19 protein-coding genes and 2 pseudogenes are annotated in these 25,289 nt (G+C 52.3%); 6 read left to right on the top strand and 15 right to left on the bottom strand.

Going from position 1 to position 25,289, the window contains the following annotated elements:
- Nucleotides 1-138 precede the first annotated feature (138 nt).
- From gltP to nrfA, 7 genes and pseudogenes are all read right to left on the bottom strand, one after another.
- Nucleotides 139-1,449, bottom strand: a complete 1,311-nt coding sequence (gene gltP / locus J4685_RS03830) for a glutamate/aspartate:proton symporter GltP (protein ID WP_000793278.1) — start codon at nucleotides 1,447-1,449, stop codon at nucleotides 139-141.
- 344 nt (nucleotides 1,450-1,793) lie between these two features.
- The gene (nrfG, locus tag J4685_RS03825) at nucleotides 1,794-2,414 is read right to left on the bottom strand and encodes a heme lyase NrfEFG subunit NrfG (protein WP_000083247.1); all 621 of its coding nucleotides are present in this window, start codon (nucleotides 2,412-2,414) and stop codon (nucleotides 1,794-1,796) included.
- Nucleotides 2,411-4,649: pseudogene (gene nrfF / locus J4685_RS03815) on the bottom strand (heme lyase NrfEFG subunit NrfF). The gene nrfG and the pseudogene nrfF overlap by 4 nt, the downstream one beginning before the upstream one ends.
- A complete protein-coding gene (gene nrfD, locus J4685_RS03810; RefSeq protein ID WP_000199631.1) occupies nucleotides 4,642-5,598 on the bottom strand; it encodes a cytochrome c nitrite reductase subunit NrfD in 957 nt (318 codons plus the stop codon). Before nrfD ends, nrfF begins: the two are co-directional and overlap by 8 nt.
- Complete coding sequence (nrfC, locus tag J4685_RS03805; RefSeq protein WP_001278025.1) at nucleotides 5,595-6,266, bottom strand: cytochrome c nitrite reductase Fe-S protein; 672 nt, start codon at nucleotides 6,264-6,266, stop codon at nucleotides 5,595-5,597. Before nrfC ends, nrfD begins: the two co-directional genes overlap by 4 nt.
- Nucleotides 6,263-6,817, bottom strand: a complete 555-nt coding sequence (gene nrfB, locus J4685_RS03800) for a cytochrome c nitrite reductase pentaheme subunit (protein ID WP_000115062.1) — start codon at nucleotides 6,815-6,817, stop codon at nucleotides 6,263-6,265. Before nrfB ends, nrfC begins: the two co-directional genes overlap by 4 nt.
- Nucleotides 6,818-6,928: 111 nt before the next feature.
- Entirely contained in the window at nucleotides 6,929-8,365 is a 1,437-nt protein-coding gene (gene nrfA, locus J4685_RS03795) for an ammonia-forming nitrite reductase cytochrome c552 subunit (RefSeq protein ID WP_000101781.1), read from the bottom strand.
- Nucleotides 8,366-8,796: 431 nt separating this feature from the next.
- On the opposite strand from nrfA, the gene acs reads away from it, so the two are divergent.
- The 3 genes and pseudogenes from acs to actP all read left to right on the top strand — a co-directional run bounded on the left by acs (nucleotide 8,797) and on the right by actP (nucleotide 12,957).
- The gene (acs, locus tag J4685_RS03790) at nucleotides 8,797-10,755 is read left to right on the top strand and encodes an acetate--CoA ligase (RefSeq protein ID WP_000083879.1); all 1,959 of its coding nucleotides are present in this window, start codon (nucleotides 8,797-8,799) and stop codon (nucleotides 10,753-10,755) included.
- Between the two features lie 245 nt (nucleotides 10,756-11,000).
- Nucleotides 11,001-11,311, top strand: a pseudogene (locus J4685_RS03785) (DUF485 domain-containing protein).
- Entirely contained in the window at nucleotides 11,308-12,957 is a 1,650-nt protein-coding gene (gene actP, locus J4685_RS03780) for a cation/acetate symporter ActP (RefSeq protein WP_000832536.1), read from the top strand. Before J4685_RS03785 ends, actP begins: the two are co-directional and overlap by 4 nt.
- Nucleotides 12,958-12,995: 38 nt before the next feature.
- Here actP and J4685_RS03775 read toward each other — a convergent pair whose 3' ends face one another.
- Both J4685_RS03775 and J4685_RS03770 read right to left on the bottom strand, forming a co-directional pair.
- Nucleotides 12,996-13,685: an LrgB family protein gene (locus tag J4685_RS03775; RefSeq protein WP_001067096.1), complete on the bottom strand. Its 690-nt coding sequence runs from the start codon at nucleotides 13,683-13,685 to the stop codon at nucleotides 12,996-12,998.
- Nucleotides 13,678-14,088: a CidA/LrgA family protein gene (locus J4685_RS03770; protein WP_000257347.1), complete on the bottom strand. Its 411-nt coding sequence runs from the start codon at nucleotides 14,086-14,088 to the stop codon at nucleotides 13,678-13,680. The genes J4685_RS03775 and J4685_RS03770 overlap by 8 nt, the downstream gene beginning before the upstream one ends.
- 103 nt (nucleotides 14,089-14,191) lie before the next feature.
- Between J4685_RS03770 and J4685_RS03765 the strand changes: the two genes are divergently transcribed.
- Complete coding sequence (locus tag J4685_RS03765) at nucleotides 14,192-15,079, top strand: LysR family transcriptional regulator (protein WP_000354962.1); 888 nt, start codon at nucleotides 14,192-14,194, stop codon at nucleotides 15,077-15,079.
- Between the two features lie 94 nt (nucleotides 15,080-15,173).
- Here J4685_RS03765 and J4685_RS03760 read toward each other — a convergent pair whose 3' ends face one another.
- The 4 genes from J4685_RS03760 to soxR all read right to left on the bottom strand — a co-directional run bounded on the left by J4685_RS03760 (nucleotide 15,174) and on the right by soxR (nucleotide 20,085).
- A complete protein-coding gene (locus J4685_RS03760; protein ID WP_023211844.1) occupies nucleotides 15,174-16,820 on the bottom strand; it encodes a Na+/H+ antiporter in 1,647 nt (548 codons plus the stop codon).
- A gap of 149 nt (nucleotides 16,821-16,969) precedes the next feature.
- Nucleotides 16,970-18,319: a guanine/hypoxanthine transporter GhxP gene (gene ghxP, locus J4685_RS03755; RefSeq protein ID WP_000106906.1), complete on the bottom strand. Its 1,350-nt coding sequence runs from the start codon at nucleotides 18,317-18,319 to the stop codon at nucleotides 16,970-16,972.
- 346 nt (nucleotides 18,320-18,665) lie between these two features.
- Nucleotides 18,666-19,334 (bottom strand): glutathione S-transferase family protein, encoded by a 669-nt coding sequence (locus tag J4685_RS03750; RefSeq protein WP_000958578.1) that lies wholly within the window; start codon nucleotides 19,332-19,334, stop codon nucleotides 18,666-18,668.
- Between the two features lie 292 nt (nucleotides 19,335-19,626).
- Nucleotides 19,627-20,085: a redox-sensitive transcriptional activator SoxR gene (gene soxR, locus J4685_RS03745; RefSeq protein ID WP_000412686.1), complete on the bottom strand. Its 459-nt coding sequence runs from the start codon at nucleotides 20,083-20,085 to the stop codon at nucleotides 19,627-19,629.
- A gap of 86 nt (nucleotides 20,086-20,171) precedes the next feature.
- On the opposite strand from soxR, the gene soxS reads away from it, so the two are divergent.
- On the top strand, nucleotides 20,172-20,495 hold the full coding sequence (soxS, locus tag J4685_RS03740; RefSeq protein ID WP_000019483.1) for a superoxide response transcriptional regulator SoxS: 324 nt from the start codon (nucleotides 20,172-20,174) through the stop codon (nucleotides 20,493-20,495).
- Here soxS and J4685_RS03735 read toward each other — a convergent pair.
- Nucleotides 20,483-22,084, bottom strand: coding sequence for an EAL domain-containing protein (locus J4685_RS03735; RefSeq protein WP_000083651.1), 1,602 nt, complete (start codon nucleotides 22,082-22,084; stop codon nucleotides 20,483-20,485). The two genes, soxS and J4685_RS03735, sit on opposite strands and share 13 nt — an antisense overlap.
- A gap of 562 nt (nucleotides 22,085-22,646) precedes the next feature.
- Between J4685_RS03735 and J4685_RS03730 the strand changes: the two genes are divergently transcribed.
- Entirely contained in the window at nucleotides 22,647-22,928 is a 282-nt protein-coding gene (locus J4685_RS03730; protein ID WP_000719058.1) for a YjcB family protein, read from the top strand.
- Nucleotides 22,929-23,206: 278 nt separating this feature from the next.
- Here the strand turns inward: J4685_RS03730 and siiF are convergent, their stop codons facing one another.
- On the bottom strand, nucleotides 23,207-25,273 hold the full coding sequence (siiF, locus tag J4685_RS03725; RefSeq protein ID WP_000358573.1) for an SPI-4 type I secretion system protein SiiF: 2,067 nt from the start codon (nucleotides 25,271-25,273) through the stop codon (nucleotides 23,207-23,209).
- Between the last annotated feature and the right edge of the window lie 16 nt (nucleotides 25,274-25,289).

Here is a 25,289-nt window from a genome sequence, read left to right as displayed (position 1 = left end):
CGTAGTCGTTGTAGGCCTGATAAGCGTAGCGCCATCAGGCAACCCGGAGCAGGTTGCGGATGGCAGCGTGAACGCCTTATCCGGCCTACATTTTCTTTCTTTGTAGGCCGGATAAGCAAAGCGCCATCCGGCAATCCGTTATTGGGCGGTTTTATCAAATTTGCCCAGCACATCGCGCTCATAGGCCAGCGCTTTTTTGCGGTCAAACTTGTGTTCCCACTTGGCGATCACCAGCACCGCCAGCGCATTCCCCACCACATTTAGCGCAGTACGCGCCATGTCGAGGATACGGTCGACACCAGCGATAAACGCCAGCCCTTCCAGCGGAATGCCCACGCTTCCCAGCGTCGCCAGTAACACCACGAAGGAAACGCCAGGCACGCCGGCAATCCCTTTCGACGTCACCATCAGCGTCAGCACCAGTACAATTTCCTGCCACAACGACAGGTCGATACCGTATAGCTGCGCGATAAAAATGGCGGCGATGCTCTGGTATAACGTGGAGCCGTCGAGGTTAAATGAGTAACCGGTCGGTACCACGAAACTGGTGATAGAGGCTGGCGCGCCGTAAGCTTCCATCTTCTCGATAATGCGCGGCAGTACGCTCTCGGAGCTGGCGGTCGAGTACGCCAGAATCAATTCATCTTTCAGAATGCGAATCAGAATCCAGATACTTAACCCGCACAGGCGCGCCACGATGCCCAGCACCACCAGCGCAAAGAAGATAATGGCAAAGTGTACCAGCAGCACCAGTTTCGCCAGCGGCCACAGCGACGCGAAACCAAAATTCGCCACCGTGACGGCGATCAGCGCAAAAACGCCCACTGGCGCATAGCGCATCACCATATGGGTGACTTTAAACATGGTTTCAGAGATGGAACGAAATACCGTCACCAGCGGTTCGCGGTGCGTTGCCGGCAGGGATGACAACCCCAGCCCAAACAGGACCGAGAAAAAGATAATTGGCAGCATATCCCCTTTGGCCATCGATGCGATGATATTGGTCGGCACCAGCGACAGTATCGTCCCCATCAGCCCATGTGCATGACTTTGTACTTCCGCCGTGGTGTTCTGGTATTTCGAAATATCGACGGTCGCCAGTTGCGACATATCAATGCCTGAGCCTGGCTGAAAGACATTCGCCAGCGTAATGCCGAGGATAATCGCCACCGTGGTGATCAGTTCAAAATAGAGAATGGTTTTGGCGCCGATACGGCCTAGCTGTTTTGCATCGCCAACGCCGGCGATGCCGACAATCAGAGTCGAGATCACGATTGGCACGACGATCATTTTAATCAGATGGATAAAGATATCGCCAGCAGGCGACAGCAGATTGGCAATCAGCCATTCACGGCTGTCACTGTGATAATGCAGATAGCTGCCCAGCAGAATGCCCAGCACCATAGCCAGCAAAATTTGCCAGGCCAGGCTGACTTTCAAATTTTTCATAACAACAGACTTCCTCGATGAAGCGTTGCTCTCCGCCGAAAGCATGAGAGCAATACATACTGAAAGGGTATGATTTGTGTTGCGTTGGTTTGTAGAGTTTTTTAACGCGCATAATCAGTATCATTTGCATAGCGTCTTGCGCAACCCTTTCATAACAGGGCTTTTGGCTGTTTTTATGCATAATAACGCGAGTTTATGGTGTTAATGATGAATAACTATTTGTTATGGAAAGTTTTTTACTTCGTCAAAATCGAATAATATTCTGAGGTAATTAATTTTTACCTGTGGCGCATTCGCCGTTTTTTTAAACAGCACACATGACAAAAGTCACAAAAAAGAAAAAATTATTTCTGCCGATTTTGTAACAATTTAGCCAAATTAATGGCCTCTACCAGCTGCGCGCGGTTCACTCGCGGCGAGTTTGCATCCAGTAAGGTTTGCCACAGCGACACGGCTTGCGCATAATCCGCCTGCATAAACGCATCCGCCGCCAGCAGCATCTGCGCGGTCACTTCTGTCGCATCCAGCGCTAACGCTTTATTAATCATTTCACGCGTCGCAGGCGTCATATGTTGCCCGGACTGGTAATACAGCACCGTTGCCAGCGCGGCGAAAAGCTGCGCGTTATCGCCTCGCAGGCGCAACGCCTGACGATATGCCAGCAGCGCATTGTCATACGCATTGCGATAGAGATAATACTCGCCCAGCCGCGCCCATTGCTCGCTATCCTGCGGATTGGCGCGGATTTTTTCTTGCAGCCTGGAAAGCTGCGCCTCTGGCGTTTGCGGGTTCGTAAAGTCACGTAGCGGATCGGCCAGACGCTGTTGCTCGCTACGCACAGCCTGCCATTTCGGCGTCAACATATAGCCGCCGATACAGACAGCCACCATCAACACCGCCGCAGCCGTCAGACGCTTTACGGGCATGGGACGTAACGGCACAGTGGAGTGCTCAGACTGGCTCATTGTTCCCCCTCTTCTGCGTGCTGACGCTTTCTCACCCGCCAGACCACCACGCCCACCAACAATAACAGCAGGCACGGCAGCGCCCACAACAGCAGCGTTTGCTCATTCAACGGCGGGTTGTAGCGCACGAAATCACCATAACGGTCGGTCATCCAGGCGGTGATTTCCGCTTCGCTTTTACCTTCGGCCACCATGCTGTAAACCTGATGGCGCATACTGACCGCCACGGGCGCATTGGATTCCAGCAAATTCTGGTTCTGACACTGCGGACAGCGCAGTTGACCGGCAATAGACAGCGCTTTTTCCTGCTGTTGTGGATTGTCAAAGCGCCAGGTATCCACCACCTGGGCGTGGGTGGCGAATGTGATTAAAAACAGGACGATCGTTAAGAGTAAAAACTTTCTGCCGGATGGCGCTACGCTAATCCGGCCTACGGTTTGCGCATCCTGTAGGCCGGATAAGGCGCTTACGCCGCCATCCGGCAACGCTGTGAGTAATTTACGCATCACGCTTCCTCCCCCGCCATCCGCTCAGCAGCGCGCCACACACCATCAACAATCCCCCTCCCCAGATCCAGCGCACGCCGGTCTGCACGTATAAGCGCATGGCGTAACGGTCCGCTCCGGTTTTTTCGCCCATCACCGCGTACCAGTCATGTAGCAGGTTCCAGTGAATCCCCGGCTCCATCATCTGTTGACGACGCGCGGCATAGAAGCGCCTTTCAGGCTGCAGGCTGCCAATGCGTTTTTCATTCCGCCACAACGTGATCCGCGCTTTTTCACTGGTGTAGTTGCCTTTGGCTTCCAGATCCAGACGCTCGAAACGAAAGGTATAGCCCGCCAGTACCACCTGCTGCCCCGGGCTGAGGTTAAGGCTGATTTCATGCCGACTGCCGCTGGAAACCATGATCCCGGCGGCGAAGATAAATACGCCCGTATGCGCCAGCAACGCCGGAAGCTGACGATGCACAGAGACTTTGCGGCTTCTGATTGTCGCAAGCACGATAACCACCAGCATCAGCAGGCCAAACGGCAGCGTGACGCGATTAAAATAGGGCGCGCCCACCGAAAGCCTTCCCCAGCCCATCAAACCATAAATCATGGGGTAGAGCGTCCCGACCAGCACGATCAACAAGACGGCGCTAAAGAGCAGCAGCGTCGCCAGAATGAGCGTTTCGCACTTTCCGCCGCCCAAACGCGTCGCCGGATACGGCTCCCGTGCCCGCCAGCCGTACAGAGCAAGCGATGCCAGACTTAACGCGGCAAAAAGGATAAACAGCGGCACCGCGCGCACATTATCTAACGCAAAAGCATGGACGGAGAGCAGAATGCCGGAACGCACAATCAGCGTTCCCAGCAACGAGAGGATCAGCGTCAGTATCGCCAGCAGCAACGACCAGTGGCGGAAGCTCCCGCGCTGGCGGCTGACATACAGACTGTGCAGCAACGCGCTGGCGGCAAGCCACGGCAACAATGAGGCATTTTCCACCGGGTCCCAGAACCACCAGCCGCCCCAGCCCAGTTCGCAATACGCCCACCACGATCCGAGAATGATCCCCAGCGTCAGAGCGCACCAGCCGGGTAACGCCCAGCGCCAGCACACCCAGGCGGTTGCCGCGTTAAAGCCGCCGCACAGTAGCGAGGCCAGCGCTACGCTCGCCGCGGTCATCAGGCCGCCATAACCCAGATAGAGCAGCGGCGGATGTAAGATCAGCCCCAGATGTTGCAGCATGGGATTAAGGTCGCGCCCTTCCATGGCGGGAGGGAAAATACGCAGGAACGGATCGGACCACAGCACAATAAATAGCAGCAGCGAAGCCATAATGAGGGACAAGATGCTCAGGGTCAGCGGAAAAAGCGCGTCAGATTCATGCCGGGAGCGCCAGGCGAATAGCACCGTCCACCCCGAAAGAAGCAGCGCCCACAGCAGGAGCGAGCCTTCATGACCGCCCCATACCGCCGCCAGTTTCAGTCCCCATGACAACTGACTATGGCTATGCTGCGCAACATAAACGACCGAAAAATCGCTGGTCAGAAAACAGCTAAACAGAATCGCAAACGCCAGTAGCAGCAGCGTGAACGCCGTCCACGCGCCGCAGGTCGTCAGGCGCATGACGCCACGCCAATGCTGCGCCATCCCGCACCACGTCGCCAGCGGGGTCAACACGTTGACCCCGAGACTCAACAACAGCGCCAGAAATCCGGCTTCAGGAAGGAAGATGTCCAGATTATGCAACCGTTAGCTGTCCCGCATAAAGAATGAAAAAGCGCAGCAGCAGCACGCCGGTCAAACTGGCGCCGCAAACGGCCAGCACGCCGTGAAACGTGACGCTGCGGTTGGCCCAGGGTTTTAGCAGCATCGGGATAATCAATCCCAGCCCTACGACGCCAAGCCAGAACCACCAGCTCCAGAATCCGCCGCCCAGCGCCGCCGCCAGCGCCCGCATTTTGCCGTCATCGCCCAGCGCCAGACCGACGAAGAACGCCGCCAGCAGGAAAATTTCCAGCCATACCACCGGAACCTCCATGCGATGCACAAAGCGCGCTTCCGTGCTGTGCGGGTTGCTACGATGGCGTAACGCCATGGCGATCAGCGCCACCGCCGCGCCGGAGGAAATCCCGGAGAACAGGAATAGTACCGGCAGGATCGGGTTATTCAGGAACGGATAGGATTTCAGCGCCGACAGCAGAAAGCCGGTGTACGCGCCGAGCAGAACCGCCAGCACCAGCATTAACGTCTCCAGCGCACGGTGGAACGGCGCGATCAGCGTCAACACTTTCTGCACGATCTCTAACCGCGGCAGCCAACGTTGCTGCAGGGCAATCACCTCTTTTTCAAAGATTTTCGCCAGCCACAGTATCAGGACCACCATGTAAAGCTGGAACAGCATCACCCCCATCGACATCACCGAGGTAAAGCTGTAGTGAAACATCAGCTTCCAGAAGGTCCACGGACGCGTCAGGTGGAAGACCAGAATCAGCAGACCAAGAATAATCGCCCCCGGCCCTAACACCAGCGTAGTGCGCAGCAGCGTGCTGTCCGAACCGCCCGCCTCCGGATGGAAGCGGCGTAGCAGAATCGCCAACGTAACCAGTCCGGCGGAGATGCCAATCAGGAACAGATAGATGGCGATGGGCCAGTCCCACACCAGTGATGCAAAATGAAATGCAGAAGCGGATGTCATTGGCTCACCTCCCCATAGTTAAAGGGAACGCGGTAGACCTTCGGTTTTGTGCCCAGCGCCAGCTTGTAACGATAGGTGGTTTTCTGCCGCAACAAACGGGAGATATCGCTGTTGGGATCGTCCAGATTACCAAACGTCAGCGCCTTCGTTGGACATGACTCAACGCAGGCGGGCTGTTTGCCCGCTTTCAGGTTAGTTTTCCGGCAGAAATCGCACTTATCCGCCGTCTTACTGACCGGATGGATAAAGCGCACGCGGTAGGGACACGCGGCAATGCAGTACTGACAGCCGACGCAAAGGTCCGGGTTCACGTCGACAATACCACTGGCGGCATCGCGGAATGATGCGCCGGTCGGGCAGACGTCAACGCAGGGGGCATGGTCGCAATGCTGGCACGAGTGGCGGAAGAAGCGATATTTCACATCAGGAAACGTCCCCTGCGGCTCGCTGCGAATAATCGTCAGGCGCGATACGCCTTCCGGCACGTTGTTGACTTCCCGACAGGCATCCATGCAGGCCGTGCAGCCGATGCATAATGACTCATCGTGTACCATGCCATAACGCACGCCGTTAATATTCAACGTGTTCGCTACAACGCGTCCTGCCATCCCACTGACCGCCGCCAGCGCGCCGACGCGGGTAATAAATTGACGTCGGGTGCAACTCATGGCTGCTCCTTAAGCAACGGAACGGACGCCGGGTTAGTACGCTGATCGCTGTGGCAATCCACGCATATTTTGATCCGCCCTTTCTCGTTTAGCGTCTGCATCGTGTCTTGCTGCGGATGCAGGGAATGGCAACTGGCGCAGGTCACTTTAGTAACATGAACATCGTGCGGCCAGAACGCTTTTTGCAGTTGTTCAGGCAAGTGGCAGGACATACAGACGCTGTTCTGCTGCTCTACCGTATACATCGGGTCGTTAAAACGCATCACATCTTTCACCCCTTCACGGTGGTGAAGCGACGGTTGACCGTGGCAGTTGGTACAGGTTATCGGCAATTTATTGTTCGGGTTGATAGCGCCCGTATGTTTACCGTGCATACCTTCGGTGTCCGGCTTGTGACAGTCCAGACAGGCAGCATCCGGATTACGCTGCTGGGTGACCGTCCAGCGTTGATCCGACTCCTGCGGCGTTGGCGTGGCAGTAATTCCACTCAGGCTCCAGAACAGGCCTGACGCCAGCACCCCAGCAGTTAATAACGAACGTAATACGCTCATATTCACTCCATTACATAATGCCTGATGGCGCGCAGCTTTAAGGCCTACAAGACTTCTGTAGGCCGGATAAAGCGCTTGCGCTGTCATCCGGCAAATTTGTCACATGTGAGGTTATTGGCTTAACAGACTGTTTTTACGCGCCTGATCTTCCCACTGCGGTACGACCGTTTTCAGGAAGTCCTGCTTCTCCGCGTTGATTTGTTGCATATTCAAACCAATCGCTTTCTGCGCCTTCTCTTTCGTCGAAATATCCGGCAGCGGAATTTCATGGGTAATGCCTTTGGTCGCCAGCAGTCGCGCCAGTTTAGTTCGGGCATCCGCGGCTTTATCCATCGCACTGCCTAACATCCGTAGACCTTCTTCCGGGGCATGCATATGAATACCGTGTGACGCAATCGCCAGATCCCAACGCCACTGCGCGTGGCGAATATCGTTCAGAATCGGTTTCATTTCCGCGTCTGTCGCCCCCGCATCCCATGCGGCTTTCGCTTCGAAGTGCGCATGTACCAGCTGATCTTCAACCTTGATTTTCAGGTCATGAATCGCCTGTTTACGCTCGGCGACCACTTTTTGCAGGGACGCTTTGTCCTGGGTGTGGCAGTTGGCGCAGGTTTGCGCGAAATTGTCGAACGGGTTGCCGATTTTATGGTCGGTGTAGAGCTTGCCTTCGGCGTTCTGTACTTTCGGCATGTGGCAGTCGATACAGGTCACGTTGTTCTTACCGTGAATGCCCGCGCTCCAGGTTTCATATTCCGGGTGCTGCGCTTTGAGCATTGGGGTTTTCGACAGCGAGTTAGTCCAGTCAGAGAAGGCGATGGCGTCGTAGTATTGCTCCATATTTTCGACCTTCATGCCCTCATCCCACGGGAACTTAACGGCTTTGTTTTTACCGTCAAAGTAGTACTCCACGTGGCACTGGCCGCAAACCATCGATTGCTGATCAAACCGTCCTGCTTTATCAAACGGTTTGCTGATAGCCTCCATCGCCCGTTCAGCATAGGGGCGCGACAACGTTAACGCTGGCTTCCCCTGGGCGAAATCGTCCGACGCGGTGTTATGACAGTCGGCACAGCCCAAATCGTTGACAATTTCCGGGCCGCCGCGCGCCCATTTGCCATGGAAGTAGCCGTCTTCGCCTTCTTGTTGGATAAGGAGCGCGACATCAGGGCTTTTACAACTCCAGCAGGCCATCGGCAGCGGGCCGTCTTCCGCCGTTTTTGGCGCGCCGGTACGCAGCGTTTCGCGCACGTCAGTTACCGCATACGCGTGGCCGCGTGGTTTGTTGTAATCACGGGAGAAGGGATAGCCCGCCCACAGGATCACCAGACGAGGGTCTTCCGCCAGCGCATCTTCACGGGCAGACTGTTCTGACGTCGCTTTCCATGACTGATATTGGTCGGGGTGTTGAGGCGCGAACGTTTCATTTTTCGCTTCAACAGTAACGGTTTTTGCGGATACAGGCGTTTGCTCAGCGTAAACAGAGGTAATGAAGAAAAAAGGAAATATAAGACTGAAGAAACGGCGTGCGCGTAGTGTTTTCCTTGCCATAGAGGTCTCATCCAGATTGCGCCATTATCTTTAATGGCGATTTTTTATCGTTTTCCATAACAGCAACCGCACAAATACTGTTATTACATTGATCTCCTCTATGTGTAACAAATAACCACACTCAAAATGTTGTCTTTAATCAATTGTAAGTGTATGTAAAATACCACTTTAGAGTTAGTAACCTGGACAAAACTCCCTCTCTTTTCTGATTTCCGGACACGGATCACTTTTTTAAAAAATTTCATATAACGTCATGTTATCCCGAAAATTTATCTAATTTTGCGGGACACAATCAAAAAATAGATTGCTGCTTATTTGCACAGTTCCCTTTTTGCGTGATCTGTCGCCCAAATACTAAACAAAACTTATTAAGACCCTACATTTAACGTTTATGCGACATATTATTAACATCCTACAAGGAGAACAACAGCATGAGCCAAACACATAAACACGCCATTCCCGCCAACATTGCGGATCGTTGCCTGATAAATCCAGAGCAGTATGAGACTAAATATAAACAGTCTATTAACGACCCCGATACGTTTTGGGGCGAACAGGGAAAAATTCTCGATTGGATCACGCCGTACCAAAAAGTGAAAAACACCTCCTTTGCGCCAGGCAATGTGTCGATTAAATGGTACGAGGACGGCACGCTGAATCTGGCGGCGAACTGTCTTGACCGCCATTTGCAGGAAAATGGCGATCGCACCGCCATTATCTGGGAAGGCGATGACGCGTCGCAGAGTAAACATATCTCTTATCGCGAACTGCATCGCGATGTCTGCCGTTTCGCGAATACACTGCTGGATCTGGGCATTAAAAAAGGCGATGTGGTAGCGATTTATATGCCGATGGTGCCGGAAGCGGCGGTGGCAATGTTGGCCTGCGCCCGCATCGGTGCGGTGCATTCGGTGATCTTCGGGGGCTTCTCGCCGGAAGCCGTCGCCGGACGCATTATCGACTCCAGCTCGCGACTGGTGATCACCGCTGACGAAGGTGTACGTGCCGGACGCAGTATCCCGCTGAAAAAGAATGTCGATGACGCGCTGAAAAACCCGAATGTCACTAGCGTTGAGCATGTGATCGTCCTGAAGCGCACCGGCAGCGACATTGACTGGCAAGAAGGCCGCGACCTGTGGTGGCGCGATTTGATTGAAAAAGCCAGCCCTGAACATCAGCCTGAAGCGATGAATGCCGAAGATCCGCTGTTTATCCTTTATACCTCCGGCTCCACCGGCAAGCCGAAAGGCGTGCTGCACACCACCGGCGGCTATCTGGTCTACGCCGCGACCACCTTTAAGTATGTCTTTGATTATCACCCTAGCGATATTTACTGGTGTACCGCCGATGTGGGTTGGGTGACGGGGCACAGCTATCTGTTGTATGGCCCGCTGGCCTGCGGCGCGACCACCTTAATGTTTGAAGGCGTGCCGAATTGGCCAACGCCCGCTCGCATGTGCCAGGTGGTCGACAAACACCAGGTCAACATTCTCTATACCGCCCCGACGGCCATCCGCGCGCTGATGGCGGAAGGCGATAAAGCCATTGAAGGCACCGACCGTTCTTCACTACGCATTCTGGGTTCCGTCGGCGAGCCGATCAATCCCGAAGCGTGGGAATGGTACTGGAAGAAGATCGGCAAGGAAAAATGTCCGGTCGTCGACACCTGGTGGCAGACTGAAACAGGCGGTTTTATGATCACGCCGCTACCGGGCGCTATCGAACTGAAAGCCGGTTCCGCCACCCGTCCTTTCTTTGGCGTACAGCCTGCGCTGGTGGATAACGAAGGCCATCCGCAAGAAGGCGCGACGGAAGGCAATCTGGTCATCACCGATTCCTGGCCGGGCCAGGCGCGCACTCTGTTCGGCGATCATGAACGTTTTGAGCAGACCTATTTCTCTACCTTTAAGAATATGTATTTCAGCGGCGACGGCGCGCGTCGCGATGAAGACGGTTATTACTGGATCACCGGTCGCGTGGATGACGTGTTAAACGTCTCCGGCCACCGTCTGGGTACGGCGGAAATCGAATCGGCGCTGGTGGCGCATCCGAAGATCGCCGAAGCGGCGGTGGTGGGTATTCCACACGCTATCAAAGGCCAGGCGATTTACGCTTATGTGACGCTCAACCACGGCGAGGAACCGTCGCCAGAACTGTACGCGGAGGTGCGTAACTGGGTACGTAAAGAGATTGGCCCGCTGGCGACGCCGGACGTGCTGCACTGGACCGACTCACTGCCAAAAACCCGTTCCGGCAAAATTATGCGCCGTATTTTGCGCAAAATCGCGGCGGGCGATACCAGCAATCTGGGCGATACCTCGACTCTCGCCGATCCTGGCGTGGTGGAGAAACTGCTCGAAGAGAAGCAGGCCATCGCGATGCCATCATAACCATAAATGCCGGATGGCAACGCGAAAGCGTTTTATCCGGCCTACGACCCTACCCCTGCCCTCTCTCAAACCGGGAGAGGGAAATATAAAAAACCCTCCCCCAAAGGATTTCGTGTTACAGGAAGGCGGCAAGCGAGCACACCCTCAGCAGCATAGTTCAAGTTCACTATGTGGCTGGGGCGCGCGAGTGCGGCCAACGCGCCTGTAGCGCGAAAGACGCAGGGGGACCTCTGGAGAGCTCTGTGATGAATGACCAAATTTATCAGCGGATAGAAGACAGTGCGCGTTTCAGGGAATTAGTTGAAAAACGGCAACGGTTTGCCACGATTCTGTCGGTTATCATGCTGGCGGTTTATATCAGCTTTATTTTACTGATCGCCTTCGCGCCTGGCTGGGCACGCCTCTACATGCGGGAACCAGCGTCACCCGAGGAATTCCCATTGGCGTCGGGGTGATTGTGATTTCTTTTGTGTTGACCGGAATTTATATCTGGCGGGCGAATGGCGAATTCGATCGTCTTAATAACGCCGTACTGCATGAGGTGAAAGCATTATGAAGAGAGTTCTGACGGCGCTCGCCGCCGCACTCCCCTTCGCCGCTCATGCGGCGGATGCCATTAGCGGCGCGGTTGAACGCCAGCCCACCAACTGGCAGGCGATTATCATGTTTTTGATTTTCGTCGTGTTTACGCTCGGTATTACCTACTGGGCCTCTAAACGCGTACGTTCCCGTAGCGACTACTACACCGCTGGCGGCAATATCACCGGGTTCCAGAACGGCCTGGCGATTGCCGGCGACTATATGTCCGCCGCGTCATTTCTCGGCATTTCCGCGCTGGTGTTTACCTCCGGTTATGACGGGCTGATCTATTCGCTGGGCTTCCTTGTCGGCTGGCCAATTATCCTGTTTTTGATTGCCGAGCGCCTGCGTAATCTGGGACGTTATACTTTTGCTGACGTTGCCTCTTATCGCCTGAAACAGGGGCCAATCCGTATTCTTTCGGCCTGTGGCTCCCTGGTAGTGGTGGCGCTTTATCTCATCGCCCAAATGGTCGGCGCCGGTAAACTGATTGAACTGCTGTTCGGCCTCAACTATCACATCGCCGTGGTGCTGGTCGGCGTGCTGATGATGATGTACGTGCTGTTCGGCGGGATGCTGGCGACAACGTGGGTGCAAATTATCAAAGCCGTCCTGTTGCTGTTTGGCGCCAGTTTTATGGCCTTTATGGTGATGAAACACGTCGGCTTTAGCTTCAATAATCTGTTTACCGAAGCCATGGCGGTACACCCGAAAGGCACGGCGATTATGAGCCCAGGAGGGTTGGTGCAAGATCCGATTTCGGCGCTGTCGTTGGGTCTGGGGCTGATGTTCGGCACCGCCGGCTTGCCGCATATTCTGATGCGTTTCTTTACGGTCAGCGATGCCCGCGAAGCGCGCAAGAGCGTGTTCTACGCCACCGGTTTTATGGGCTATTTCTACATTCTGACCTTTATTATCGGCTTCGGCGCTATCATGCTGGTGGGGGCGAATCCAGCCTATAAAGATGCCGCGGGCGCGCTGATTGGCGGCAATAACATGGCGGCGGTACATCTGGCCAACGCGGTAGGCGGTAACCTGTTCCTCGGCTTTATTTCGGCAGTGGCGTTTGCCACCATTCTGGCGGTGGTTGCTGGTCTGACGCTGGCGGGCGCATCGGCGGTGTCGCATGATTTGTACGCCAACGTGTTCCGCAAAGGCGCAACCGAACGTGAAGAGCTGAAGGTGTCGAAAATCACCGTCCTGGTGCTGGGCGTGATCGCCATTATCCTCGGCGTCCTGTTTGAAAATCAGAACATCGCCTTTATGGTGGGCCTGGCGTTTGCTATCGCCGCGAGCTGCAACTTCCCCATCATTCTGCTTTCCATGTACTGGTCAAAACTGACCACGCGCGGCGCTATGCTGGGCGGCTGGTTAGGTTTACTGACAGCGGTGGTGCTGATGATTCTTGGCCCTACCATTTGGGTGCAGATCCTCGGCCACGAAAAAGCGATCTTCCCGTATGAGTATCCGGCGCTGTTCTCTATCAGCGTGGCGTTCCTGGGGATCTGGTTCTTCTCGGCCACCGATAACTCGGCAGAAGGCAACCGTGAACGTGAGCAGTTCCGCGCTCAGTTTATCCGCTCCCAAACGGGATTCGGCGTACAACAAGGGCGTGCGCATTAATCTTACCGTTTCCTCCGGCCCCGTGGGTCGGAGGAAAATCAGAACATCACCCTCGCCACCAGCGGGGCAGCCAGTACCATCACCACGCCGGACAGCATCATTACCAGACTGGCGACGACGCCCTCCTGCTGACCAAGTTCATAGGAACGCGCCGTGCCCGCCCCATGTGACGCCGCGCCGAATCCTGCCCCTTTTGCCATGCCTTCCCGGATAGAGAGACGCAAAAATAGCGCGTCGCCGACCGCCATGCCAAACACGCCAGTGACGACCACGAACAGCGCCACCAGATCTGGCTGCCCGCCCAGGGGTTCTGCCGCCGCCAGCGCAAACGGCGTGGTAACGGAACGTACCGCCAGACTACGCTGAATCTCATCCGATAACGTGAACAGACGCGCCAGCCAAACGGAACTGGTGACCGCCACCACCGTCGCCGTCACTACGCCCGCGGTGAGCGACATCCAGTGACGTTTGATAATCGCGAGGTTATCGTACACCGGCACCGCAAAGGCAATGGTCGCCGGGCCGAGCAGCCACAATAGCCAGTGCGATTCACCAATGTAGTTTTGCCAGGAGATATGACCGAACACCAGCATTAACACCAGCAGTGCCGGCGTCAGCACTAATGGCATCAACGGCAATTTGCGAAAACGGCGATACAGGCGCTTATTGGCGAAGTAAATTCCCAGCGTAATCACCAGGCACAGTACGCTTAACTGAACGTTATTCACGGTTTAGCCTACTCATCTCATAGCGATACACTTTATCCACCACCCACGCCGTCGCGCCGAGTACCATTAAGGTACTGATCGCTATCACCGAGAAAATGCGCCAGCCGTCCACCAGTAACAGATGGGCATAGTTCACTACCGCCACGACGGCGGGAACAAAGAATAACAGCATCTCCGCCAGCAGCCAGCGTGCGCCTGCGCGTACCCAGCTAAGCGGAATAATCCGGCAAACGATCAGCGCCAACATAAGCACCATGCCGACCAGATTCGCGGGCAACGGCAGGTGCAGCCAGGAGACAAGATATTGGGAAAAAATGAATAAACCTGCATAGAGCAGTACCTGAACCGGTACCTGGAGTCGTTGCACAACGGCAGGCGTAACGCGGCTTATCGCCACAGCCATGAGGGAATGTCCTGAAAAATAATACGGAGCGCCAGTATAGAGAACCTCCGTCACGGGCAGAAATGAATTAAAATCATTGCAGGCATAGTCGGAAGGAATAATCATGGATATCAGAACGCTGCGTTATTTTGTCGAGGTGGTGCGCCAGCAAAGTTTCACCCGCGCAGCGGAGAAGTTATTTGTCACCCAGCCCACCATTAGCAAGATGCTGAAAAATCTTGAAGATGAGCTTAACTGTACGCTACTGATCCGCGACGGACGTAAGTTATTGCTGACCGATACCGGACGCGTGGTGTTTGAACGCGGTCTGGCGATCCTCGCTGAGTTTCGCCAGTTAGAGGCCGAGTTGAGCGATATTAACCATCTCAATAAGGGCGTGCTGCGGCTGGGTATTCCCCCGATGGTCGGCATGTTGATGGCCGGGCCAATCAGTTTGTTTCGACAACGCTACCCTGGCGTTGAACTCAAAATTTCGGAGTTTGGCGGCCTGACGGTACAGCAGGCGGTAATGAATGGCGAGCTGGATGTTGCGATGACCGCGCTCCCGGTGGAAGAAGCGAGCGGGCTGACGACGTTATCGCTGTTCAGTCATCCGCTGTGCGTGCTGGTTCCCCGTTCCGGTCAGTGGACAACCTGCGACTCCATCGCGCCTGAAGCTCTGGCGGAGCATCCTCTTCTTATCTATAACGAAGACTTTGCCCTGAGCCGCCAGTTGATGACCTTATTTAGCCAGCATGACGTAAAACCACGGATTGCCGTGCGCAGCGGGCAATGGGATTTTCTCGCCGCCATGGTGCAAGCGGGCGTCGGTATCGCCATTTTGCCGGAGCCAATTTGTCAGCGTCTGGATAAGGCCACGCTGCGCTGGCTGCCGCTGGAAAGCGATCTCCGCTGGCAGTTGGGCATGATTTGGCGCGAGGGCGTGTATCTGTCGCACAGCGCCCGGGCATGGTTAACCTGTTGCGAAGGGTTTTGGCTGAAACAACCGTAAGCCATAGGTTAAAACCCTTGCCGGATGGCGGCGCAAGCACCTTATCCGGCCTACTTGTAGGCCCGATAAGCATGGCGCCACCGGGCCACAAGGACTACTGATTTTCTATCAGTAGCGCTTCCATCAAATCCAGGTCGTGCAGCAGCTTTTGCAATGTTTCATTGCTGATTTCTCGCGTGGCGCGCAGATGATACAACTCGGCGCGTTCGGAACGCAGCGCCGCCAGACGGAAACGTCGCTCCAGATTTTCTTCCTGTATGGAGCTTTCGACATCGTTTCGCCCATCGGCACGGCGACGCAAGTTACCAATGACACGCGAGCTTACTTCAGTAAGCAACTGATTATCGATGTTTTCTTCGGTATCCGCCGCCAGACGCTCTTCCATTTTCTGAATGGCGACAATCGCCACTTCCGCCGTCGCCGCGCGGGCGATACGCTCCTCTTTCAACTGTTGCGCATGATCGGCGACTTCCAGATGTTGCAACAGCAGCGGCAGCATGATCACGCCGACAAACAACGAGAACAGAATGACGCCAGCCGCCAGGAATACCAGTTCATAACGCGCCGGAAATCCGCTGCCATCCGGCAAAAGTAACGGTATAGAGAGCACACCAGCCAGGGTGATCGCCCCACGAACGCCAGCGAAGGAAGCAATCAGAATTTCACGCGACGTCCAGCTGGCGAACTCCATCGGTTTCTTCTTCAAAAAGCGCAGGCTGAACTTTTTCATGGTCCACAGCCAGCCGAAGCGAACCAGCATCAATGCCGCATAAATCAGCACGATATCGGTAAAGAGCATCCAGGTTTCGACATTCGGGTCAGCTTCCGCCGCCGCCAGCGAAGATTCCAGAATACCCGGCAATTGCAGTCCCAATAGCAGAAAGACCATACCGTTAAAGACAAATTCCAGCATCGCCCAGGTACTGTTCGCGCGCAAACGCATTGCCAGCGGCGCGCGGCGCATTACGCCAGAACGGGTGATGGTCATCCCGGCGGCAACCGCGGCCAGGATGCCTGAGACGCCAATATGCTCGGCAATCAGGTAAGACGCGAAGGGCAGCAGAAACAGCAGGACGATTTGCGTCGCGGGTTCATCGCCGCCCCAGCAGCTCAAAAAACGCAGCGAGCGGCCATACAGCCAACTGACCACAAAACCCGCCAGAATACCGCCGATAGCGACCTTAAAAAATTCCAGCGTCGCGCCGCCGACGGTAAAGACCATCGTCCCCATCGCCACCGCGACGGCGAATTTCAGCGATACCAGACCGGAGGCGTCGTTCATTAACGCCTCTCCCTGCAGAATGCCCATGATTTTTTTCGGGATACGCCCCTCGCCCACAATTCCGGAGAGCGCTACCGCATCGGTCGGCGACAGCACGGCGGCCAGCGCAAAGGCGGGGATCAGCGGAATGCCGGGCACCAGCCAATAAATCAGGAAGCCGATTCCCACGACCGTTACCAGGACCAGCGCCAGCGCCAGCCCGAAAATCTCTCGTCCATGCTCAAGAAATTCACGGGTCGGCGTCTTCCAGCCATCCGCAAACAGCAGCGGCGGAATAAACAGCACCAGGAAGAGTTCCGGGTCGAATTCCACATGCAAACCAAACGTCGGCCACGCCAACAGCGCGCCAACGGCGATCTGCATGAGGGGTAAAGGAAGCTGGAAGGGTAATACACGCGTAAATACCCCCGACAGCGAGACCACAAGGGTCATGATGAGTATTGTGAAGAAAATTTCCATGCGTTCCCTGTTTGCGATGTTTTTTATGATGGAGAGAGGCATCATGCCTCGGTTTCACCTTCTTCAGATTAACGCAAAAGGTAACGTGATGTGTCCTGAAAATGAAAACGGGCGACCAACGCCGCCCGTTTTTCAGAATGAAGGCAGAACTAGATAGCCCAGCCGCCGGCATAAAAAGCGACCAGTGCGATCGCAATGACGACAGTTCCGATATTCAGCTTACGCCATTCGCCGGAAACCAGACGCCCGACGACCAGCGTGGCAAAGCCGATCATAATCCCGGTGACGATGTTACAGGTCAGTACAATAAATACAGCCGTTACCAGCCCCGCCATCGCATCGACGAAATCAGCAAAATCGATTTTCGCCACGTTACTCAGCATCAGCAGACCGACATACATGAGCGCCGGGGCGGTTGCGTAGACGGGAACGAGATAAGAGAGCGGCGAAAGAAACAGGATCAGCAAAAACAGCACGCCCACGGTAATCGCCGTCAGGCCCGTTTTACCACCCGCCGCCGTACCGGCCGCAGACTCGATATACACCGCGGCTGGCGCCGCCCCGACCAGGCCGGAGAAAACGCTACTCAGTGAGTCGGTGGTTAGCGCTTTGCCGCCATCGATAATTTGTCCGTCTTTGTCCAGCAGATTAGCCTGCCCTGCGACCGCACGGATCGTTCCGGTCGCATCAAACACCGCCGTCATCACCAGCGCCAGCACGCTTGGCAGAACGACAGGGTTTAACGCACCCATAATATCCAGGCTGCCGATCAGCGAGTTGCCGTTTTCATCGCTCAACGAAGGCATGGCGAAAATGCCGGAAAAATGGACGTTAGGATCGAAGAGCAAACCCACAATAGAAATGCCAATAATGGTCAACAGAATGCCGCCGGGGACTTTCAGCTTTTCCAGACCGAGAATAACAGCCAGACCCACAAGCGACATAATCACCGGGAAGGTATCGAAATCACCCAGCGCGACCGGCAGGCCATCCAGCGGGTTTTTAATGACCAGGCCGACGCCGTTGGCGGCAATCAGCAACAAAAACAGGCCAATACCGATACCGGTTCCGTGGGCCACGCCCTGCGGCAAGTTACGCAAAATCCAGCTACGAATGCCGGTGGCGGAGATAACGGTAAACAGTACGCCCATCAGGAATACGGCGCCAAGCGCGACCGGGACGCTAATATGCTGCCCTAATACCAGGCTAAACGCGGTAAACGCCGTCAACGAGATAGCGCAACCGATAGCCAGCGGCAGATTCGCCCAAAGCCCCATAACAATAGAGCCGACGCCTGCGACCAGGCAGGTCGCTACAAAGACGGCAGCAGGCGGGAACCCGGCTTTACCCAGCATCCCTGGCACCACGATGACGGAGTAAACCATCGCGAGAAACGTGGTTAAGCCAGCAACGACTTCCTGGCGAACGGTGCTCCCGCGTTGTGAAATTTTAAACCAGGCGTCGAGTGAACCGCCGGTACGCGCTGAAGGCGTAGACATAGAAAACATCCCCTGAGAATTTATTATTCGTCGGTATACGTGGGAGGTAATCCACTAACAGCGCAACGTTATCTCCTTGTGCTACATTTACGACAACCGGGGCGCCGCAAAAAAGCAAACGTTTAGCTCCACGTATACAAAACGGGTGGCAAAAAAAAGCAAACGATTATCCAGCGATCATCAACGCTTTTTCAACTGAACTTTGCCGCTTTTTATGCTTTTCTGCTTAGTATGCTCAATAAATCGCCAGACGATGCGCAAACGTTATCGTCCCTGCGCAATCCAGCAACAATTTTTCGCATCGCTGTTAGCAAATACGTTGCGCAATCTGCTCACAAAAACACCGTTATCCGCCGGGAATGGTAAACGGACCGCCCTGCTGAATCGCTCGCTGCCAGGCTGGACGCATTTCTACCCGCGCTTTCCATGCGTTGATATGGTCGAGATGAGCGATTCCGCCTCGGGCAAGCAGCGCAAATAGCGGGAAGCTCATCTGGATATCCGCCATACTTAACTGCTCTCCGGCAAACCAGGGGTGATTTGCCAGATGCCCGTCAATAAAGCGCGCATGGGTTTCCAGTTGCGGATTGAGGTACGTTTTTTGCGCGCCCTTACCGATAACGCCGCCCAACGTTCGCAGGCCCAATGGTACCGGCGGTTTACCCAGAGAGGTAAAGAGCAGTCTCATCAATAGCAAGGGCATGAGCGAACCTTCAGCGTAATGTAGCCAGAATCGATAGTGTTGTTTTCCCTGCGCATCCGCAGGCTTAAAGCGTCCGATACTGTCGTAAGTGTCCTGCAAATATTCCAGGATGGCGCCCGATTCCGCAATAACCATACCGTGATCTTCGATAACCGGAGACTTGCCCAGCGGATGCACTTTTTTCAATGCCGGCGGCGCCAGCATGGTCTTTTCACGCTGGTAACGCACAATCTGGTAAGGCAACGCCAGCTCTTCCAGCGCCCAGAGGATACGCTGCGAACGAGACTGATTTAAATGGTGCACCGTCAGCATGGCTGTCTCCTGTAAGGTATGCCAACTAACTATAGAAAATTATGGCAGTTGCCGTAAAAATTTCGGCTAAAAAATCAGCATTTCGCTGGCGAACAGGGCGTCGTCGCTTACACTTACAGTATCAACACAAACCGGAACCTCCACCACGTGCTCGATATGAGGTGTGTTGACGTCGGGGGAAACCCTCCTGTAATCAGCGGGATAGAGCGAAAGACAAAGACCGGAAACAAACTAAAGCGCCCTTAGCGGCGCTTTAGTTTTAGGTGAGCTCAGCCCGATGGCCGAGTGCATGTTAATCATCTTCAAGCAGCCGGGCGCCCGTCCCGTGTTCGCCAAGTCTGTCGCCTGGATTTCGCAGCGGACAGTCGCTACGCGATAAACAGCCGCAGCCGATACAACCGTCCAGCTCATCGCGCAACGCCACCAGCGTATGAATACGTCGGTCTAACTCTTCGCGCCACTGCGATGAGAGCTGCTTCCACTCTTTCGCGCTTAACGTATGCCCTTCCGGCAAGATACCAAACGCGTCGCCGATAGTTGCCAGCGGGATGCCGATACGCTGGGCGATCTTGATAATCGCGACATAACGCAACACGTCACGCTTGTATCGCCGTTGGTTACCGCTATTACGGATACTGGTAATTAGCCCTTTGCTTTCATAGAAGTGCAGGGCGGACACAGCAACACCGCTACGTTTCGCAACTTCCCCCGGCGTCAGTAAGGCTTTTAAACGGGGAGATTTTTTTTCCATAAATCGCTTTACCTCAAGTTAACTTGAGGAATTATACTCGCCCGCAGACAAAACGACGAATCGAATACTGTTTAAGAGGCAACAATATGTCGCATCAGCAGATAATTCAGACCCTTATCGAATGGATTGATGAACATATCGACCAACCGCTAAACATTGATGTGGTGGCAAAAAAATCGGGCTACTCCAAGTGGTATTTGCAGCGGATGTTTCGTACGGTAACGCATCAAACATTAGGCGAGTATATTCGCCAGCGCCGTCTCCTGTTGGCGGCCGTTGAGCTACGAACGACCGAGCGCCCGATTTTTGATATCGCGATGGACCTGGGCTATGTATCGCAGCAAACCTTCTCGCGTGTATTTCGCCGCGAGTTCGATCGCACTCCCAGCGATTACCGTCACCGCCTGTAGGGCGTCTGCCCGCGTATCGTCAGAGGCGCGGGCGTTTGTTGTAACCAGGCGATGAATTCCTGCGGTGGCAACGCCTTCGCAAAGTGCCATCCCTGACAATATTGAACGCCGCGTTTTAGCAACCAGCTAACCTGTTCAGCCGTTTCAACCCCCTCAGCAATGATTTTTAGCCGCAAACTTTGCGCCATTTCAATAATATGTTCCACAATCAAATGGCTGGCGCTATTAGTGGTTAGCGTGTCGACAAAAGATTTATCAATTTTTAAAAGGTCGACATTTAATGAGTACAGGTTATGCAAGTTCGAATAGCCGGTACCAAAGTCATCAATTGCCACCTCGTATCCCGCCTGGCGAAACGCCTGAATAATCGGCGTCATTTTAGGCACATCAATAAATCCGCGCTCAGTCACTTCAACCTTTATCTGTTGCGCAAGCACTGAATGCTGACGCGTTTTTTCATGAATCATCACAATTAGTCGGGAAGAGAGAAAATCGGCGGCAGAGAGATTGATAGAGACATAAAGATGCGGGTGCGCGGCCAGAAAACCACCTAAATCATTAAATACCTCTTCGACGACATAATCGGTGATCTGCTCAATCATCCCCTCTTTTTCCGCCAGCGGAATAAATTCGCACGGGCTCATCACCGGACCGTGATAGCCCGGCCAACGCAATAGCGCTTCGGCACCTACACATGTCCCGTTTCGGATATCAATGATCGGCTGATAATGAAGGCAAAGCTGGTGCCTAGTAATGGCCCGTTGCAGCAATCGACGCGGTGAGTAATATGCCTGCCGGGATCGTGACCACATAAATAAGACGATAATGCTACAGATGATCCCTAACGGTAGCGTTAACGTAAGCTGATGAAAGAGGTTCTGGTAAAAGCGTTGCTTTGAGGTTGACACAATCGCGGCAACCGGTCGTTTTGCTGATTTAACCAGAGTATAAAAACGCTCACCCTGTTGGAACACAGGTTCACTCCGTCGTACCAAAGGTAATAGCTGATCAGCCTGCGCCTGTTCACTCAGGGAGAAAAAGGTGTTGGTCACCGTATCATACATTCCCCAGGCCAACGCCGGATCGTCTGACATCACCTCGCTATAAGATAAGGGATTGATAACCGCGACATAGTTTCCCCGCTGCATATATGTCATTTTATAACCGTTGAAAAAAGGCGTATCACGATAGTAATAAATAGCGATGTCAGGCTTTCGTTTATAGTCAGCGCGGGGAATAAAATAAGGACTTGTTGGCGTCATAACCGTAGAGCATAGAAAACGCTGGCCCTTCGCATAAATCAACTCATTAATGTACAAACGACCGCGGATAATATTCAGCATTCGCTGTTGATGGGCTGGCGTACAGGCTTGCCCCTGATATTGTTCAGCGGCATCGCGGGCTAAATCTGCTTGCAGGATAACCCGCTCCGTTTTATCTAATACCAACTGCGCAAATGAATGTAACTGATTTCTGGTTTCAGAGACTGCCCGGATATGAGCAAACCAGATCGCCAGCAATACAGGAAGTAACACCACAATGATCGTTCCGAGAAATCTCAACACCTTGCGTCGTGTGCTTTGACTCATTTTCAGCCTATTTCCCTGCATTATTTGTGACTATTGTTGGCAAAATAAGACGTGAACCAAACGGAGGTTTACGGTGCATGAATTTATCAATATTAGCAACAGACTTTTACCGATCAACATTTACCATTAATAACTACGCGCAATCTCTCTCGCATACCAGGCAGGACGCTAAATATTTTTGATAATATCAGATTTATACTCAAGTAAACGATGGGGTATACATCTTTACTCCTTTCTTTTGATAAATAACTTGATATTTTTATCAGGTCTGAATTTCACGAAAAAAAATAAAAGAGTAGTAATAATACATCTTTGCTTTCCGGCAGTTTCTCTACGGACGCACAGAAGTCACACAAAAAATAAGGTTATAAAACGCACAAAAAATACATTGCCGATCTGGCGAATAAGCCTGTTTTTGTGATATAGTTCACAAAAACAATGAAATAGAAACAATGTTTCATTCGATGTTGATGTGACGTCCGTCGATAGCCAGAATATCCCATGCTTCCCGGGAGCAACGCCGCGCTGTCCTGGACAAAGGTCTATTCAGAGGAAATGTTTCATGGCTGCCATAACCACTGGTGTCGTTCTTCTCCGTTGGCAACTGCTGAGCGCCGTGCTCATGTTTTTAGCCAGCACGCTCAATATCCGTTTCCGTAAATCAGATTATATTGGTCTGGCGGTGATCAGTAGCGGTCTGGGCGTGGTATCCGCCTGCTGGTTTGCCACCGGCTTACTCGGTATTACCATGATGGATCTCGCTGCGATCTGGCATAACATTGAAGCCGTGATGGTCGAAACGATGAGCCAGACCCCGCCAGAATGGCCGATGGTGCTGACCTGATACGCTATCGCTGCCGCTGAAGCCGCCCACTGGTTATCTCAACGCGGAATCGCGCGCCAGGGGTAGCCTTGCGAACCATCACGTCCCTCGCATTGCCGTTGATGAGGGCCGCCAGGTGTGGTTATCCAAAAATGGCAAGTGGAATAGCCCTAACAGAATTGAGCTAAACTTATTGAAGACGTTGCCGACTCGTTAAATGACAAAAAAAGACCCGTTTGTGCAACGGGTCTTTTTTATTAAGCAGTACCACCTGATAACAGCGACAAGCGCGGCTTATTTTACATTAATAATTTATCCGGAGAACAATCACGGATTATTTTTCCACCTTTCATTACCAGGACCCGGTCAAAATACTTTATCAGGTATCGACGATGCGTCACCATGATCAACGTTTTCCCATGAATAAACTCATCTAAGTTATCAAAAATTTGCTTCTCGGTATTCTCATCCAGATTTGATGTTGGTTCATCCAATAAAAAGACGCTGGCGTTACTGCTCAGACTACGTGCTAATAATAACTGCTGCTGCTGTCCGGATGACAGGTTTTTAGCCATAAAATTCACCGGAAACTTCAGCCCCATAGGATGTTGCAAGATAAAACCACAGTTCGCCAGATGAAGCGCCTTGAGTACTCGTCCCCTGTCGTTTTGCGGTTTTAACGCGAAATTACTTTCAATGGTTCCGGTGAATAAAACATCATGTGTCGTCACCACACTTAAATGCTGAGAAAAAAAGTTCTGCGATAAATGTCCTAAGTTATATCCATCATATAAAATGGCACCGTCTGTTGGCGAAAGGTAGCCAGATAGCATTCCCAGTAATGAGCTTTTTCCTGCACCGCATTCGCCTATCACTGCGACACGCTGCCCCGCAGGTATGTCTATAGACAGTCGATTAATAATCATCGGAGATTGAGCATCATACTGATAACTCACGCCCCGAATAGAGATATCGCCATTGCACTTTGATATTGACTGTAATGCCGGTGTTTTTTCTGCCTGATCTTCATCAAAAAAAGAAAGCAGATCCTTACCGGTTTTTTCTGCTGATAAAATAGAGATTAATGTAGAAGAAAAATTCGAAATGATCCCGGAAATACGACCAGAGACAATGACAGATGAAACAATTGCGCCAGTAGTAACATCACCCTTGATTACCATAAAAAAGGCTATTACCATAATAGTTATTTGGGTAATAGATGACATACTCCCCAATATAGATTGATAGATAAGATTTAATTTCCTTATCTTCAGGTTAAGATACGACTGTTCATTTGATGTGTTGACCCAATCAAAAAGTAAACCTTGATTATTTAAGGTATGGATCATTTTAATAGATAAGAAAACTTCTGAGATAAAAATATTCCTGTTCTTCTGTCCTTCTTTTTGTTTGTTCATTAACTCATTAGTATAATGGTGGTTAACGAGGGAAATAATAATAGAGACGATAAACATGGTAACAGGTACAATAACGACCAGACCTAAATTTACATATATAACAATGAGAAATATAATAAATATTGGAATATCGGCTATACGTTGAAAGATCGAGTTTAATAAAACGGGTTTAATTTTCTGAAACTCATTCCATAGCACAAATGCTGATGACATGGATCTGCCATTTTTCTTTTTACTATAAAGTACCGCTTCAAGAAATGCGATATCAATATCGACGTCATCCTGCCTTGCTGTGATAGACTGATAAATATCTTTCGAAGTACGAAGGATAAACTCAAAAACAATAAATACAGCAACAATTATAGCCACGCCAAATAACGATGAAACCGAAGCGCTTGGAACAAGCTTATCATAGAACAGATTACTAAATACTGGGATAGTTAACGCAAAAATTGCCATAAAAAGAGATGAAAAGAAGTATTTAGTATAAAAAATCTTGTTCATCGATAAAGAGTTTTTTATGATATTTTTTACTCTTATACTATCAACAACTTTATTTAAAGGTAGTATACTAAATGCAGATAACTCTTTTAAATATTCATCTTCAATTTCAACATAACAGAGTTCACCGCGCGCGTTTACCAACTTTATTTTTTGCCCGCCGCTCACACACACCATCCACTTCATTTCTGGTGTTAATAGTAAAATCGGCATAGGCTCATTTAGTAAATCCTCACCATTATTAAATAATATATCCTGTAGAGAAAGCCCTAACGACAAAAAGAAATTCTTCATTTGTATAGAGTCATCAGTGTTATTTCTGTCGTACTTTTTAAATCTTAAATTTATATCATCCTCTTTGATGTCAATTTTTATGTTGAATTTTTTAGACACTATAGATAATGCCGTTTCCGCACTTAAATAATAAGGTTCTAGTTTTTTATCCATAAGTAAACCCCCTCAC

Source organism: Salmonella sp. 32100201201700099SM (assembly GCF_017572645.1).
Lineage (GTDB): Bacteria > Pseudomonadota > Gammaproteobacteria > Enterobacterales > Enterobacteriaceae > Salmonella > Salmonella enterica.
The sequence above is the reverse complement of the archived record's forward strand: the minus strand, read 5'-3'. Positions and strand labels throughout refer to the sequence as shown.